This is a genomic window from Streptomyces sp. NPDC047108, assembly GCF_040643575.1.
Lineage (GTDB): Bacteria > Actinomycetota > Actinomycetes > Streptomycetales > Streptomycetaceae > Streptomyces.
Map to the genome: position 1 here is coordinate 1 of NZ_JBEYUP010000037.1, position 15,692 is coordinate 15,692.

The following is a 15,692-nucleotide window of genomic DNA, read 5'->3' on the forward strand; positions in this document are numbered from 1 at the left end:
GGTTACATTTCGAACCCGGAAGCTAAGCCTTTCAGCGCCGATGGTACTGCAGGGGGGACCCTGTGGGAGAGTAGGACGCCGCCGAACAATCTTTGAAGGACCCTTGGTCCCAGCGTACTTGCTGGGACCAAGGGTCCTTTTGTTTTTCCCGGAGCGCATCGCTGTGTCAGGTGCGCGAGAATGATGACTGCGGTACCGCAAGACAGGGAGTCACGTCGATGTCCACCAATTCGCCCGAGGATGGGTCTGGCCGTTCCGAGCGCCGGCCGAGGCGTCAAGACGGCGGTGACCGGCGGGACTTCCGGGGTTCGGGGCCGCGTGGCGACCGCGACCGGGGTGGCGACCGCGGCGGTTCCCGCGGCCGCGGAGGCGACGACCGTCCGCGCGGGCCGCGGCGCGATGACGATCGCGACCGTGGTGGGTTCCGGCGTGACCGGGACGACCGTGACCGGGGTGGGTTCCGGCGTGACCGGGACGACCGGGATCGTGGCGGCTTCCGGCAGGACCGGGAGGACCGTCCGTCGCGTGGTCCGCGCCGTGATGACGAGCGGGGCGGTGGGTTCCGTGGTCGCGACGACCGGGGCTCCTCCTACCGCCGTGACGACCGCGACCGCCGTGACGACCGCGACCGCCGTGACGACCGCGACCGGGGTGGTGACCGTGGGGGTTTCCGCGGCCGCGGGGGCGATGACCGTCCGTCGCGTGGGCCGCGCCGCGACGACGAGCGGGGCGGCGGGTTCCGTGGCCGCGACGACCGCAGTTCCTCGTACCGCCGTGACGACCGCGACCGCGACGGAGATCGTGGTGGCTTCCGTCGGGATCGCGACGACCGTCCTGCGTCCAGGCCGCGTCGCGACGACGAGCGCGGGGGCAGCGGGTTCCGTGGCCGCGATGACCGGGGCTCCTCGTACCGCCGCGATGACCGGGACCGCGACCGCGGGCGTGGGCCCCGGCGTGACGACGATCGCGACCGCGGGCGTGGGCCCCGCCGTGACGACGATCGCGACCGTGGCGGCTTCCGGCGCGATGACGATCGCGACCGGGGTGGGTTCCGGCGTGACCGCGACGACCGTCCGCCGCGAGGGCCGCGCCGCGACGACGAGCGGGGCGGCGGGTTCCGTGGTCGCGACGACCGTGGACGTGACGAGCGTCGCCCCGACGACCGTGGTCCGCGCCGCCCGTACGGGCAGGGTGGGGGCCGCGGCCGGCCCGAGCAGCGGTCCGACCGGGGCCGAGGGTTCGGACGCCGGGACGGACGCGATGGACGTGACGGGCGCGGTGGTTACCCGAGCCGCGACGACCGTTCGCGCGGTGACCGCGACCGCGAGCCGATCAAGCGCCTGCCGATCCCTGAGGACGTGACGGGTGCTGAGGTCGACAAGGCCGTACGGCAGGAGTTGATGAGCCTGCCGAAGACGCTCGCCGACGACGTCGCCCGGAACCTGGTCATGGTGGCCCGGCTGCTCGACGACGAGCCGGAGCGGGCGTACGCGTACTCGCGCGTCGCGCTGCGGCTCGCCTCCCGGGTGGCTGCCGTGCGCGAGGCCGCAGGCTTCGCGTCGTACACGACCGGCAAGTACGCGGAGGCGCTGGCCGAGTTCCGCGCGGCTCGTCGCATGACCGGGTCCGCCGAGCTGTGGCCGGTGATGGCGGACTGCGAGCGCGGTATGGGCCGGCCCGAGCGGGCGCTGGCCATGGCCGGTGAGCCGGAGGTGCAGCGGCTGGACCGCGCGGGACAGGTCGAGATGCGGCTCGTCGCGGCCGGTGCGCGGCGCGACATGGGCCAGGCCGAAGCCGCCGTCGTGACGCTGCAGAGCTCCGAGTTGGCGTCGACCGCCGTTCAGCCGTGGACCGCGCGACTGCGGTACGCCTACGCCGATGCGCTGCTTGCCGTGGGCCGCGAGGACGAGGCGCGCGAGTGGTTCGCCAAGGCCCTGGAGGCAGATCAGGGCGGGACCACGGACGCCTCGGACCGTCTGGCCGAGCTGGACGGTGTGGAGTTCACCGACGCGCTCGACCCGGACGCCGCCGAGACCGACGAGCCGGAGGGGGTGCAGGCATCGGACGAGCCGGCGGCGCCGGAGGCTGAGGCGGATGCTCTGTCGGAGGAGGATGCTGACGAGGGCCTGGTGGAGAGCGCCGTGGACGAGGCCGTGGAGGACGTACGGGCCGAGGCCCCACCGCTCGACGACGCGACTCGCCCTGAGTCCGGGGCCGTTGATTCGCCCGAGTCCGAGCCGGTCACCGAGTCCGAGTCGGCCGCCGACCCCGCTCCCGAGGCCGCTGGCGCCTCACGGCCCGAGGGTGACGAGAAGCCCGGGCACGATCAGGACTGATCGGGGCACGGACACGAGAGGGCGGAACTTCCGGAGGATTTCCGGGAGTTCCGCCCTCTCGGCGTTCTCTCAGCCCGCAGCCCGCAGCCCGCAGCCCGCAGCCCGCAGCCCTCAGCCCAGTTCGAGGCTGCGCAGCACCAGTCCTGTCGCGGGCTTGGGTCCGAACGACGTCGACTTGCGCGGCATCGTCACGCCCTGCTGGGCCAGTTCACGGACGACCTCCTCGCGCACCGGGTGCATCAGGACCGCCGTCCCGCCGTGCCGCTCGGCCTTGTCGACGGCGGCGGCGACGTCGTGGATGTAGCCGATGTGGTCGGGGCTGTCCGGGACCTCCCACATGTGTTCCAGCAGGGTGGAGTGGAGCACCGTGGCGTCGAGGGTGCGCCAGGCCTCCGGGCGGTCCACGGGGACCGTACGGGCCAGGAGCGCGGGGTCCGGGCGGTCGACCAGGTGGAATGCGCCGTCGCCCGCGAGCAGAAAGGCGTTGTGCCCGCCTGCCGCGGGCACGTCGGAGGACTCGGGCACGTCGGAGGACTCGGGCCCGTCCGAGGACTCGGGCACCGCGGCGTCCCCCTCCACCGCCTCCGCCAGTGCCTCCAGAGCGCGCGGCAGCGGCCCGTCCACCTTCCGCACGCGGAAGGCGCCTTCGAGTGCCGCCACCGCGTCCGCGACCGGGAGCCGGTGCAGTACCCGGTGGATCGCGCGGACGCGCAGCGGGTAGCGGACGGTGTCGACGAGCAGGACCAGGCCGGAGTCCCAGGGGCCGGGCACGTCGTGCTCGGCGCGCAGCCGCAGATAGGTGGCCCAGCGGTGGTGGCCGTCCGCGATGAGTGCCTGGTGGGCCGCGAGATCCGTGGTGGCCTCGGAGAGTTCGGCCGGGTCGGTCACCGCCCAGAGCCTGTGGCTCACGCCGTCCTCGGTCGTCGTGGAGAGGAGAGGCGTACGGTGAACGGTCCGCTCGATGACGGCGGTCGCGCCCACCTCGCCGCCGTCGCCCCGGTAGGTCAGCAGCAGCGGCTCCAGGTTGGCGGCCGTCTCGCGCATGAGCGCCGCGCGGTCCTCGACGATCTCCTGCATGACGCCCTCGTGCGGCAGCACGACGCCCTCCTCGGGCGTGCTGAGGCGCAGGGAGCCGATGATCCCGCGCTGCAGGAAGTCGCCGCTGCACTGCTCGTAGACGTAGAGGGCCGGTTCCGGGTCGGCCGCGAGGACGCCTTCGGCCCGCCAACGGCGCAGGGTCTCCGCGGCCTGCCGGTGGCGGTCGGCGAAGCCGGCGGCCTGGGGGAGGATGAGCCGGACGATGTTGTGCGGGTCGGCGGTCTCGAGGTGGCGCAGTCCGTCCGGCCGGACGACGACGTCGTACGGCGGGGAGGTCACGGCGGCGAGGCTCCCGACGCGCTCCGGGACATAGCGCAGACCTCGGAAGGGCGACAGGCGCAGACCGTCGCCGCCGTCGCGGGCGGGCCCAGAAGTGGTCATTAGGGCATGCTATGCGGCCTGCGGCGATGCGCGATGATCGGGGGAGAGCCACGAGCGCGGAGCGAGGAGCGACAGACGATGACCCCACAGGCCAGGATCCGGACCCGGACCGACGCGAGCGGCCGGCCCCTGAGCGAGGCGTACGACACGGCGCTGCTCGACCTGGACGGCGTGGTCTACGCCGGGGGCCGCGCCATCGCGCACGCGTCCGAGGCGCTGGCGTCGGCGCGGGCGGGCGGCATGCACCTGGCGTACGTGACGAACAACGCGTCCCGTACGCCGCAGGCGGTCGCCGGGCATCTGACGGATCTCGGTGTCCCCGCGGAGCCCACGGACGTCATCACCTCGGCGCAGGCCGTGGCCCGGCTCATCGCGGACCAGGTCCCGGCGGGCGCACGGGTGTTGGTGATCGGCGGGGAGGGGCTGCGGGTCGCACTGCGGGAACGCGGCCTGGAGCCGGTGGAGTCGGCCGACGACGATCCGGCCGCCGTGGTGCAGGGGTACGGCGGGCCCGAGCTGCCGTGGGGCCGCTTCGCGGAGGCGAGTTACGCGGTGGCGCGCGGCGTGCCCTGGTTCGCCTCCAACACCGATCTGACGATTCCGAGCGAGCGCGGCATCGCCCCGGGCAACGGCGCCGCGGTCGAGATCGTCCGGCTGGTCACCGGTGGTGAGCCGCAGGTTGCGGGCAAGCCGCGGCCGCCGATGCACCGGGAGACGATCCTGCGGACGGGCGCGGAGCGGCCGTTGGTCGTGGGGGACCGGCTGGACACCGACATCGAGGGCGCGCATGTGGGCGGGGTGGACTCGCTGCTCGTGCTGACCGGGGTGACGGACGCGGCGCAGCTCCTGGCCGCCCCGCCGCAGCACCGGCCGACGTACGTGGCCGCCGATCTGCGCGGGCTCCTGACCGGGCAGCCGGAGGTCGGGGAGGAGGCCGGGGGGTACGTGTGCGGTGGCTGGAACGCGTCCGTACGGGACGGTGAGGCGGTGCTCGACGGCGGGGGCGACGCCGGGGACGGGCTGCGGGCGCTGTGCGCCGCGGTGTGGACGTCGGCGGGCGGCGGCTCGGGCGGCGTGGAGACGGACAAGGCCGTGGCGCGGCTGGGGTGTTGAGGCCGCGGTAGGACTGAGGCGCTGAGGTCACGGCGGGACTGAGGCGCTGAGGCCACCGGGGCGTTCAAGCCGCGGCGGAACCCGGGCGTTCGAGGCGGGGGCGAGATCGGGACATTCGAGGCCGGGGCGATGCCGTGGGCGGGGGCGCAGTGGGGCGGAGCCGTCGGCGCGTGACGCGGGGATGCGTCAGAAGGCAGGCGGGGGCCGATCGCCAGAGCTGGTGAGGTCAGGCTAACCTAAGGTCAATGTTGGTCGATCGTCCCCTCGAACGTGGCGAGATACAGCCTGCCGCGTCCCCGCCCCGGCGCCTCGCCCCGCGCGCCCTCGGGCTGCTCGCCGCGACCGGAGTCCTGCTGGTGGTCACGGCCGCCAGCATCGCCGTCGGGGCCAAACCGATACCCCTCGACCAGGTGTGGCACGGGCTGTTCCACTACACCGGCAGCGACACCGACGTCGTCGTCAAGGACGTACGGCTGCCGCGGACGCTGCTCGGGCTGCTCGCCGGTTCCGGTCTCGGCCTGGCCGGCGCGGTGATGCAGGCGCTGACCCGCAATCCCCTCGCCGACCCGGGACTTCTCGGTGTGAACGCCGGTGCCTCGGCCGCCGTCGTCTCCGCCATCAGCTTTCTCGGCGTCACCTCGCTGACCGGATATGTCTGGTTCGCGTTCCTCGGGGCGGCGGTCGTCTCGGCCGTCGTGTACGTGCTCGGGGGCAGCCGCAGCGCTACGCCGGTCCGCCTCGCGCTCGCGGGCACCGCGATGACCGCCGCCCTCTACGGCTACATCAACGCCGTGATGCTGCTCGACACCGCGGCGCTGGACAAGATGCGCTTCTGGACGGTCGGTTCGCTGGCCTCGGCCAACATGTCCCTCGTCGGGCAGGTGCTGCCGTTCCTGGTGGTCGGCAGCCTCCTCGCGCTCGGGCTGGCGCGCCCGCTCAACGCGATGGCCCTCGGCGACGACACCGCCCGGTCGCTCGGCGCCCACCTCACCCGGACCCGGGTGCTCGCCATGGTGGCCCTGACCCTGCTGTGCGGTGCGGCGACCGCGGCCTGCGGGCCCATCGTCTTCGTGGGGCTGATGATCCCGCACCTCGTACGCGCCCTCACCGGGCCCGACCTGCGGTGGATCCTCCCGTACGCGGCGGTGCTCTCGCCGGTTCTGCTCCTCGGCGCCGATGTCGTCGGCCGCGTCGTCGCCCGGCCCGCGGAGCTGCAGGTCGGCATCGTCACCGCGCTCATGGGCGGCCCCGTCTTCATCCACCTCATCCGCCGGCGAAGGATGGCCCACCTGTGAAAGCGCTGCGCACCCGCGGCGGGTTCTCGGTCCGCTTCGACGTCCGCGGGGCGGTCGTCGGGCTGCTGCTCGCCGCCGTCGCCCTGCTGATGGCGGTGGTCCTCATCGGCACCGGCGACTTCCCCCTCGCGCCCCCGGACGTGCTGCGCGCGCTCGCCGGAAGCGGCACCCCCGCCCAGGACTTCATCGTGCGCGAACTACGGCTGCCGCGCGTCCTGGTCGCGCTCTGCGTGGGCGTGGCCCTCGGGCTCTCCGGTGCCGTCTTCCAGAGCATCTCCCGCAACCCGCTGGGCAGTCCGGACTTCATCGGCCTCGCGCAGGGGTCGGCCGCCGGAGCACTCGCCGTGATCGTGCTCCTCAAGGGCAGTTCGGTCGCGGTGGCGTTCGGCGCCTTCGGAGGCGGTCTGGTCACGGGCCTCGCGATCTACCTGCTGGCCTGGCGGCAGGGCCTGCACGGCTACCGCTTCGTGCTGGTCGGCATCGGCGCGTCGGCCATGCTCACCGGGCTCAACAGCTATCTGCTCACCAAGGCCGACCTCGTGGACGCGGCACGCGCCATCGTCTGGATCACGGGGTCGCTGTCCGGCCGCGACTGGGCCCAGGTCTGGCCGCTGCTGAGCGTCTGCGCCGTCATCGTCCCGCTGGTGCTCACCCAGGCGCGCCCGCTGCGCATGCTCGAGATGGGCGACGACTCGGCGTACGCGCTGGGGGTACGGGTCGAGCGCACCCGGCTGCTGCTGATGCTCGCGGCCGTGCTGCTGACCGCGGTCGCGACGGCCGCGGCCGGTCCGCTCGCCTTCGTCGCCCTCACCGCACCGCAGCTCGCCCGGCGCCTGACCCGCTCGCCCGGCCCGAACCTGCTGCCCGCCGCCTGCATGGGCGGGGCGCTGCTGGTCATCGCGGACTGGACGTCGCAGCGGGTCTTCGGGGCGGACCGGGTGCCGGTCGGCGTCGTGACCGGGGTGCTGGGCGGTGTCTATCTGCTGTGGCTTCTGGTGACCGAGCGAAGGGCGGGGCGGATATGAAGCGGCCGGACGACCAGGACATCCCCGCGGCCCGCGGCGCCACCACCGGCACCGGCACCACGACTGCCACGCCCGGCGCCACCACCGGCACCGGCACCGTCAGGCCCGACCCCACCACCGCCAGGAGAGACGACGTGACCGCCCGGACGACCTCCCGGAACCGGAACCGCCTCGCGGCCGAATCCGTCACCCTCGCCTACGACCGGCGCACCGTCGCCGAGGGGCTGTCCGTCGAGATCCCGGACCGGTCCTTCACCGTCATCGTCGGCCCCAACGCCTGCGGCAAGTCGACCCTCCTGCGCGCCCTGTCGCGCATGCTCAAGCCGTCCTCGGGCCACGTCCTCCTCGACGGGCAGGCCATCGGCTCGCTGCCCGCGAAGAAGGTCGCCCGCACCCTCGGGCTGCTGCCGCAGTCCTCGATCGCCCCGGACGGGATCACGGTCGCCGACCTCGTGTCCCGGGGCCGGTACCCGCACCAGGGACTGCTGCGGCAGTGGTCGTCTCAGGACGAGCGGATCGTCGACGAATCGATGGCGGCGACCGGTGTGGCGGAGCTCGCGGATCGCTATGTCGACGAGTTGTCCGGAGGGCAGCGGCAGCGGGTGTGGATCGCGATGGCCATCGCCCAGCAGACTCCGCTGCTGCTCCTGGACGAGCCGACCACGTACCTCGACATCCAGCATCAGATCGACGTCCTCGACCTGTGCGCCGAGCTGCACGAGGAACAGGGCCGGACCCTGGTCGCCGTTCTGCACGACCTCAACCACGCGGCGCGCTACGCGACCCATCTGATCGCGATGCGCGGCGGGGAGATCGTGGCGGAGGGGAAGCCGGGGGAGATCGTCACCGCCGAGCTGGTCGAGCGGGTCTTCGGGATGCGCTGCCAGGTCATCGACGACCCGGAGACGGGTACGCCCCTGGTCGTCCCCGCCGCACGGGTACGCCGTACGGTCGTCGCCGGCCGCACCGGTGCCGCTCCGGCGGACGGCGGCGGGGTTACAGCAGCGAGCGCAGCCGCATCAGGTCCCGCAGCCCGGCCTCGAGCTTGACCCTGCCTGTACCCCACGCCTTCGCGAAGTTGAGCCGGCCGTCGACCATGGCCACCAGGTCGTCGCTGGCCATCGCCAGCCGGATCTGCGCACGTTCCGGCGGAGGCCCGGGCACCGTCGTCACGTCCTTGATCCGGCTCTCGGCGAGGCGGCCCATGAAGGTGATGTCCAGATCGGTGATACGGCAGCTCAACGAGCGGTCGAGCGCGGTGGCGCTGCGCAGGTCACCGTTCGCCTGCGCGAGATTCTCCGAAAGCCGGTCGAGTGCCAGCCGGCACTCCTCGATCGTCTTCATCGTGATCGACGGTACCCCAGAGCCTCGCTCCCCGATGACGGGGCGGTTCGGGGTAGCGTCGGGGCCATGAACGAGTCGATGCCCGGCGGGGAGCAGGCCCGGGACCGGGAGTGGCCGCAGCAGGACGCGCCGGAGGCGACACCGGAGCGTACGGCGGAGCCGCAGCACGCGCCTGCCGCCGACGCGGACAGCGCGTACGACGGGGCGGACAGCGCGTACGACGAGGCGGACAGCGCGTACGACGAGGCGGCCGGTACGGACGGTGAGGACGCGGCGGCCGCCACCGGCCCCGCCCCCCTGGGCGTCCCGCGCACCCCCACCGGGAACGCCGAGGTGGACGCCCAGCTCGAGCGGCTGGCCGACGCCGACCACCTCCCTGCGGACGGCCACATGGAGGTGTACGAGGATGTGCACCGCGGTCTGCGCGACACGCTGACCGCCCTCGACTCCCGCCCGGGGCCGCCCCCTCCGTCCGGGCCCCGCCCCCCAGGGCCCTCCGGGCCTTCGCCGTCCCGCCCTTCGCCCGCCCCCGGGCCGTACGACCCCAGGAGATGAACCGCACGTGGCACGACGCCGACTCGACGCGGAGCTGGTGCGCAGGAAACTGGCCCGTTCGCGGGAGCACGCGAGTCAGCTCATCGCCGCGGGAAGGGTGACCGTCGGCGGCACCACCGCGACCAAGTCAGCGACCCAGGTGGAGACCAGCGCGGCCGTGGTCGTGCGGGAGGACGACGGCGACCCGGACTACGTCTCGCGCGGCGGCCACAAGCTGGCGGGCGCGCTCGCCGCGTTCGTCCCCCTCGGCCTGAAGACGGAGGGCCGGCGGGCCCTCGACGCGGGCGCGTCGACCGGCGGATTCACCGATGTGCTGCTGCGGGCGGGCGTGGAGCACGTCGTCGCCGTGGACGTCGGCTACGGCCAGCTCGCATGGACACTGCGAAGTGATGAACGCGTCACCGTCAAGGACCGTACGAACGTACGCGAGTTGACGCTTGAGCAGATCGAGGGAAAGCCGGTGGGCCTGATCGTGGGGGACCTTTCGTTCATCCCGCTCGGTCTCGTGCTGCCCGCGCTGGTGCGCTGCGCCGAGCCGGACGCCGATCTCGTGCTCATGGTCAAACCGCAGTTCGAGGTGGGCAAGGACCGACTCGGCAGCGGCGGTGTGGTGCGCAGTCCCGAACTGCGTGCCGAGGCCGTCCGCACCGTGGCGGGGGAGGCGGCCGGGCTCGGCCTCGGGGTGCTGGGCGTCACCGCGAGCCCGCTGCCGGGCCCGTCCGGTAATGTCGAGTACTTTCTGTGGCTGCGCGCCGGGGCGCCCGCTCTGGACCCGGCGGCTGTCGAACGAGCAGTGGCGGAGGGCCCGCGTTGACGAAGACCGCATCAGCACGCACCGTTTTCCTGCTCGCCCACACCGGGAGGCCGTCGGCGATCCGCAGCGCCGAACTGGTCGTGCAGGGCCTGCTGCGCTGTGGCATCGGTGTCCGCGTGCTGGCCTCCGAAGCGGCGGACCTGCCGCTGCCCTCCCAGGTCGAGCAGGTCGACCCGTCCGAGAAGGCACTCGACGGCAGTGAACTGCTGGTGGTGCTGGGCGGTGACGGGACCCTGCTGCGCGGCGCGGAGCTGGCGCGCAGCTCCGGTGTGCCGATGCTCGGCGTCAACCTCGGCCGTGTCGGCTTCCTCGCCGAGGCCGAGCGCGACGACCTGGACAAGGTCGTCGACCGGGTCGTCACGCGCTCGTACGAGGTCGAGGAGCGCATGACCATCGACGTGCTGGTGCGCACCAACGGGCAGATCGTGCACCGCGACTGGGCGCTCAACGAGGCGTCGGTGGAGAAGGCCGCGCGCGAGCGGCTGCTGGAGGTCGTCATCGAGGTGGACGGGCGGCCGGTCTCGCGCTTCGGTGGCGACGGCGTGGTCTGCGCGACGCCGACGGGCTCCACGGCATACGCCTTCTCGGCCGGCGGTCCCGTCGTCTGGCCGGAGGTCGAGGCGCTGCTGATGGTGCCGATCAGCGCCCACGCCCTCTTCGCCAAGCCCCTGGTGACCGCGCCGGACTCGGTGCTCGCCGTCGAGGTGCAGCCGCAGACGCCGCACGGCGTGCTGTGGTGCGACGGGCGGCGGACCGTCGAACTGCCCGCGGGCGCGCGGGTGGAGGTGCGCCGCGGCGCCGTGCCCGTACGGCTCGCGCGTCTGCACCACGCGTCGTTCACGGACCGGCTGGTCGCCAAGTTCGCACTGCCGGTGGCGGGTTGGCGCGGCGCACCGCAGTAGCCGCCCGGGCTTTCCCGGCGCGCGGGGCCCGCTCCGGCCACGGCCGGCGCGCGGTGCCAGGTCCGGCCACGGCCGGCGCGCGGGGCTCGCTCCGGCCCGCTGAACAGGGCGGGGTGTCAGCTCCTGCCGCCGAGCAACGCGCGGGCGCGAGTGAGGGCGGAGTGGGGTGCGCCGCGAACTCCTCGTTCGTGATCACCGGCGTGCGGACGTCCGGCGGGATGCTCGCGCCGTCGAACCGTCGAACCGTCGAACCGTCGAACCGTCGTGCCGTCGTGCCGTCGTGCCGTCGTGCCGTCGTGCCGTCGTGCCGTCGTGCCGTCGCGCCGTCGAACCGTCGTGCCGTCCGGCGTACGGAACTCCTCGTTCGGCAGCAGAAAAGGACCAGCCGTTCGGCAGCAGGAAGGACCAGCCGTTCGGCAGCGAGCGGTCGAGAGTGTCGGAGATGGCCGCCCCGAGGTGTTCTCTCCGATCCGTGCGGGCGCGGGCCGGGTGCACGGCCCATGAGGGCCTGGGGGCCTGGGGTCTTGGGGCCTGGGGGTCTGGGGGTATGGGGGTCTGGGGGGTGTGGCCGGGTGCCGGCCGGTGGGTGGTTTTCGAGCATTGGGGGCGGGGCGGAGGTCGGCTGAGCTGGGTGTCCGGGGACGGCCGTCGCACGGTTGCGGCAGGGGTGGTTCGTGTGTCCGGGAGGTCTCCGGGGGCGGCTGTCGCATGGTTGCGGCAGGGGTGGTTGGTGTGTCCGGGAGGTCTCCGGGGGGTGTTTTCAGAATGCTTGACTTGAGGCAAGTATTTTCGCAACGGGTGCTCGGGGGACGGCCGGGAGTCGGGCAGGTCCTGTTGTGACCCCGCCGGTCACCGGCCGTCACCGGCCCCCTGTCCCCCCGATGCGCCGGACCCGGAACCCGCCGACCAGGGGTGAGCTCCCGCGGATCGGTTCGGGTCGTCGCGGGCGTGCTGGGTGTACGCGGTGTACGCAGGTCGGTCAGCCGGTCTGAGGCGCCGCCGTTGAAGCGCAGATCGACGACGAGCCCGCGCAACCGGTCCGGTCCGTCGGTGCGCTTCCGGGCGAGGACGGCGTCGAGGGCCGTGTCGAGTTCGGTCGCCCTTTTCGGTGAAGTCCAGGGAGCGGGTGATGCGGAGGTAGCCGATGTTCCCGGACGGATCGGCGTACGACAGTGCCCATCGGCGCTGCTCGACGCCGACGCTGTCCGCGGTCGCTTTGTCGATACGTGCGATCGATTCGTGCGTGGGCGGCTCGGTGTCCTGCCGGTGCCCCGCGTACCGCCGGTCCCCGCGATCAGGGCAGTGTGGCTGTCGTGCAGGGTCTTGATCATGTCCCGCAGGATCGCGAACAGTTGATCGTCGGTGGTCCTGGCGGTGACGTGGGGCGGTAGCGGTCGCGGACGGCGTTCCAGTCGATGCCCTTGGGCGCGAAGAGGGGATCGTTCTCGGCGCATGTCCGCCAGAAGACGTCGAAGACCGCCCGCGGGTTGTCGTCCGGTGTGCGCACGCGCGCGGAACGCGGTGGACGCGGTGGAGGATCCGTTCGCCCACGCTGCCCGTGAGGCGGAGAGGGCGGTGCGGCTCGGGGGTCGGGCGCACTGTCGCGCAGTCGTGGTCGGCGCCCTCCCCGGGCGCGAACTCCGCACTGCCGTCGGGGCGGAGCGGACCGGAGCGGGGGGCGTGCCCCTGAAACAGCTCGCGCGCGTGGTCTCGTAACGGCCCGGACGGCGGCGCTCGAGGGCGGCCGGGTCGCCGTAGCCGTCCGTATGCCGGACGCCCTGGACCGACGCGCGGGCGGTGTGCCCGGGCGGAGCCCCGTCCGCCGTGCCGGAGACCCGCGAGGGACGGGAGCGGGTTTCGGGTCGAGACGATCACGAAAGCGTCAAGTCGACCGAGAAAGGCGACAAAGCCACCGAACCGGTCGGCAGAGCTGTCGTCGTCGCGTCCATGAGTCCACCGCGTCGGCAAGGATCCCCCCGGCGGAGATCCGGTGGCAGCCTGTGCGATCGCGGTGACCCACGGCATCGTCGCCGCGGTGCACGGAACGGTCGCGGCGGACCGCACGGCGCCCGTCGTCCCGCCGGTCGTACGCCGTTGCGCACGCGTCGACGCCCGTACGACTGACGCCACCACGCCTCCGCAACCTCCTTGCCCCTTACGGGTGTTCGGCCCTCCGCGCCTCTCGGGGCGGCGGCTCCGGCCGGTGGTCCCAGCGTCATGCCGGGAACGCGGGCAGGGCTGTGGAGTGATCACCCGGGCCGGGGTGGGGGTGTCCCCAGGGTGGGCGCCCCGGAGAGAGACCGATCGGGAGGAACGGGCGGCGAGAGGCACCCCTGCGGGGGGCCTCTCGGGGAGCGCGTCGCGCGGTGCCCTCCGAACCTCGTAAGGTCGTGTCCGTGTTGGAGGAGATGCGCATACGGTCGCTCGGGGTCATCGACGACGCCGTGGTGGAGCTGTCGCCCGGCTTCACCGCGGTGACCGGTGAGACCGGCGCCGGCAAGACCATGGTCGTCACCAGCCTCGGCCTGCTCCTCGGCGGTCGCGCCGACCCCGGTCTCGTACGGATCGGGTCGAAGGCGGCGGTCGTCGAGGGGCGGATCGCCGTCCCCGGTGACGCCGCTGCCGCCGTGCGCGCCGAGGAGGCGGGCGCCGAACTGGACGACGGTGCGCTCCTCATCAGCCGTACCGTCTCCGCCGAAGGACGGTCCCGTGCGCATCTGGGCGGCCGGTCCGTGCCCGTGGGGCTTCTCGCCGAGATGGCCGACGACCTCGTCGCCGTACACGGCCAGACCGACCAGCAGGGGCTCCTGAAGGCGGCTCGGCAGCGGCAGGCCCTCGACCGCTATGCGGGCGACGCGGTGGCTGCGCCTTTGGAGAAGTACGGGGCGGCGTACCGTCGGCTGCGGGCCGTCGCCGCCGAGCTGGACGAACTGACCACGCGCGCCCGCGAGCGGGCGCAGGAGGCGGACCTGCTGCGGTTCGGTCTCGAGGAGATCGCGGCCGCCGAACCCCGGCCCGGCGAGGACACCGAACTCGCCGCGGAGGCCGAGCGGCTCGGCCACGCCGAAGCCCTCGCCTCGGCCGCAACCTCCGCACACCAGGGGCTCGCGGGCAACCCGGAGGACCCGGAGGGCGTGGACGCGACCACCCTGGTCGGGGGTGCGCACCGCGCCCTGGAGGCCGTACGCACCCATGACCCCGCGCTGGCCGCGCTGGCCGACCGGCTCGGCGAGATCGGCATCCTCCTCTCGGATGTGGCCGGTGAACTGGCGGGCTACGCCGACGACCTCGACGCCGACCCGCTGCGCCTCGCGGCCGTGGAGGAGCGCCGGGCGGCGCTCTCGCAGCTCACCCGGAAGTACGGGGAGGACATCGGACACGTCCTCGCCTGGTCCGAGCAGAGCGCCGCCCGCCTCGCCGAACTCGACGGCGACGACGACCGGATCGGCGAACTCACGGCCGAGCACGACGGGCTCCGCTCGGAACTCTCCGGTCTCGCCCAGGCGTTGACGGACGCCCGGAGGGAGGCGGCGGAGCGGTTCGCAGATGCGGTCACCGCCGAACTCGCCGAACTGGCCATGCCGCACGCCCGGGTGACCATCGACATCCGGCAGTCCGAGGCCGCGGAGGGCGTCGAGGTGGACGGGCGGACGGTCGGGTTCGGCCCGACGGGCGTCGACGAGGTCGAACTCCTCCTCGCCCCGCACCCGGGCGCCCAGCCGCGACCGATCGCCAAGGGGGCGTCGGGCGGTGAGCTGTCGCGGGTGATGCTCGCCGTGGAGGTCGTCTTCGCCGGGTCCGACCCGGTGCCGACCTACCTCTTCGACGAGGTGGACGCGGGCGTGGGCGGCAAGGCGGCGGTCGAGGTCGGCCGACGGCTGGCACGGCTGGCCAAGTCCGCTCAAGTGGTGGTCGTGACGCATCTGCCGCAGGTCGCGGCGTTCGCCGACCGGCACCTGGTCGTCGAGAAGACCAACGACGGCTCGGTGACGCGCAGTGGTGTGAAGGCGATGGAGGGCGAGGACCGGGTCCGCGAGCTGTCCCGGATGCTGGCGGGCCAGGAGGACTCCCAACTGGCGCGCGCCCACGCCGAGGAGCTGCTGGAGGCGGCTCGCGCGGCGGCCGACCGTATGGCGGCGGACCGTCTGGCGGGCGACGCGCGGTAGCGGTAGCGGGAGCTGTGGGGCGGCGGTAGGAGCCGCATCCGCGGCAGGCGGTTCCGGCGCTCATGGGGCGCGTATCCGCCCCATGGGGTACGTGCGTCAGCCCATGGGTACGGTGCCACTGTCCATGGGGTACGTGCGTCCGGCTGGCTACGTCTGTCGGCCACGGGGGGGATGGCCGGTCATGGGCGCGACGGCGGCCGTCAAGGCCGTTGGCCGACACGCACGTCCGCCCGAGTACGGCCGGTCCGTCGACGTTCGGTCCGACGCCGTGATCGGGCGCCGACCGCTCGGGCACGCGGGAACGCCCGTGGCGGACGCGCCGGCGTCGCCGGCGGCCCGCGGCCCGCGGCCCGCGGGGGAGCGTTCAACTCGGCGGGCCGGACCCGTACGTGCGCGCCTGCGCACCCGGGGCCGCCCGCGCGGCCTCCACCCCGCCCGGCTGCGGCCTCGTCGAACCACCTGCGGTGCGGCTTCCGTCGGCCACAGGCGACATCGCTCGTCGGGGAGTCGGCTGCTCCGAGCCGCGCCGGCCCCCGTTATGTTTTCCGCGGTCCTGCAAGAGGACCGCTGGCCTCCGGGCCCGGCATGACTGTTCCCCCTGTCGAACGGATGACCTGGGGGGTGGTGTCACCGGGTCCGGGAGGCGCCGTTGGAGACGCTGAT

13 protein-coding genes and 1 rRNA gene are annotated in these 15,692 nt (G+C 73.5%); 11 read left to right on the top strand and 3 right to left on the bottom strand.

Going from position 1 to position 15,692, the window contains the following annotated elements:
• From rrf to ABZ822_RS32345, 3 genes are all read left to right on the top strand, one after another.
• Nucleotides 1-87, top strand: a 5S ribosomal RNA gene (gene rrf / locus ABZ822_RS32335); the annotation flags it as partial.
• Nucleotides 88-318: 231 nt separating this feature from the next.
• Nucleotides 319-1,362 (top strand): hypothetical protein, encoded by a 1,044-nt coding sequence (locus tag ABZ822_RS32340; protein ID WP_360862030.1) that lies wholly within the window; start codon nt 319-321, stop codon nt 1,360-1,362.
• On the top strand, nt 1,332-2,336 hold the full coding sequence (locus ABZ822_RS32345) for a hypothetical protein (RefSeq protein ID WP_360862024.1): 1,005 nt from the start codon (nt 1,332-1,334) through the stop codon (nt 2,334-2,336). Before ABZ822_RS32340 ends, ABZ822_RS32345 begins: the two co-directional genes overlap by 31 nt.
• 111 nt (nt 2,337-2,447) lie before the next feature.
• Here ABZ822_RS32345 and ABZ822_RS32350 read toward each other — a convergent pair whose 3' ends face one another.
• Nucleotides 2,448-3,815 (bottom strand): DUF1015 domain-containing protein, encoded by a 1,368-nt coding sequence (locus ABZ822_RS32350; protein ID WP_360862006.1) that lies wholly within the window; start codon nt 3,813-3,815, stop codon nt 2,448-2,450.
• A gap of 78 nt (nt 3,816-3,893) precedes the next feature.
• On the opposite strand from ABZ822_RS32350, the gene ABZ822_RS32355 reads away from it, so the two are divergent.
• From ABZ822_RS32355 to ABZ822_RS32370, 4 genes are all read left to right on the top strand, one after another.
• On the top strand, nt 3,894-4,928 hold the full coding sequence (locus ABZ822_RS32355; protein ID WP_360862008.1) for an HAD-IIA family hydrolase: 1,035 nt from the start codon (nt 3,894-3,896) through the stop codon (nt 4,926-4,928).
• A 245-nt stretch (nt 4,929-5,173) separates the two neighbouring features.
• A complete protein-coding gene (locus tag ABZ822_RS32360) occupies nt 5,174-6,223 on the top strand; it encodes an iron chelate uptake ABC transporter family permease subunit (protein WP_360862010.1) in 1,050 nt (349 codons plus the stop codon).
• Nucleotides 6,220-7,248: an iron chelate uptake ABC transporter family permease subunit gene (locus tag ABZ822_RS32365; protein ID WP_360862012.1), complete on the top strand. Its 1,029-nt coding sequence runs from the start codon at nt 6,220-6,222 to the stop codon at nt 7,246-7,248. The genes ABZ822_RS32360 and ABZ822_RS32365 overlap by 4 nt, the downstream gene beginning before the upstream one ends.
• Entirely contained in the window at nt 7,245-8,297 is a 1,053-nt protein-coding gene (locus ABZ822_RS32370) for an ABC transporter ATP-binding protein (protein WP_360862014.1), read from the top strand. The genes ABZ822_RS32365 and ABZ822_RS32370 overlap by 4 nt, the downstream gene beginning before the upstream one ends.
• On the opposite strand, the gene ABZ822_RS32375 is transcribed toward ABZ822_RS32370, so the two are convergent.
• On the bottom strand, nt 8,245-8,592 hold the full coding sequence (locus ABZ822_RS32375; RefSeq protein ID WP_360862016.1) for an SCP2 sterol-binding domain-containing protein: 348 nt from the start codon (nt 8,590-8,592) through the stop codon (nt 8,245-8,247). The genes ABZ822_RS32370 and ABZ822_RS32375 overlap by 53 nt on opposite strands.
• Nucleotides 8,593-8,670: 78 nt before the next feature.
• Between ABZ822_RS32375 and ABZ822_RS32380 the strand changes: the two genes are divergently transcribed.
• The 3 genes from ABZ822_RS32380 to ABZ822_RS32390 are packed head-to-tail and all read left to right on the top strand — an operon-like array spanning nt 8,671 to nt 10,863.
• Nucleotides 8,671-9,147 (top strand): hypothetical protein, encoded by a 477-nt coding sequence (locus tag ABZ822_RS32380; RefSeq protein ID WP_360862026.1) that lies wholly within the window; start codon nt 8,671-8,673, stop codon nt 9,145-9,147.
• 7 nt (nt 9,148-9,154) lie between these two features.
• The gene (locus ABZ822_RS32385; RefSeq protein WP_360862018.1) at nt 9,155-9,961 is read left to right on the top strand and encodes a TlyA family RNA methyltransferase; all 807 of its coding nucleotides are present in this window, start codon (nt 9,155-9,157) and stop codon (nt 9,959-9,961) included.
• Nucleotides 9,958-10,863 (top strand): NAD kinase, encoded by a 906-nt coding sequence (locus ABZ822_RS32390; RefSeq protein WP_360862020.1) that lies wholly within the window; start codon nt 9,958-9,960, stop codon nt 10,861-10,863. The genes ABZ822_RS32385 and ABZ822_RS32390 overlap by 4 nt, the downstream gene beginning before the upstream one ends.
• A 1,327-nt stretch (nt 10,864-12,190) precedes the next feature.
• Here ABZ822_RS32390 and ABZ822_RS32395 read toward each other — a convergent pair.
• Nucleotides 12,191-12,370, bottom strand: a complete 180-nt coding sequence (locus ABZ822_RS32395; RefSeq protein ID WP_360862022.1) for a hypothetical protein — start codon at nt 12,368-12,370, stop codon at nt 12,191-12,193.
• Nucleotides 12,371-13,271: 901 nt separating this feature from the next.
• On the opposite strand from ABZ822_RS32395, the gene recN reads away from it, so the two are divergent.
• Nucleotides 13,272-15,029: a DNA repair protein RecN gene (gene recN / locus ABZ822_RS32400; protein ID WP_360862028.1), complete on the top strand. Its 1,758-nt coding sequence runs from the start codon at nt 13,272-13,274 to the stop codon at nt 15,027-15,029.
• Nucleotides 15,030-15,692: the final 663 nt, after the last annotated feature.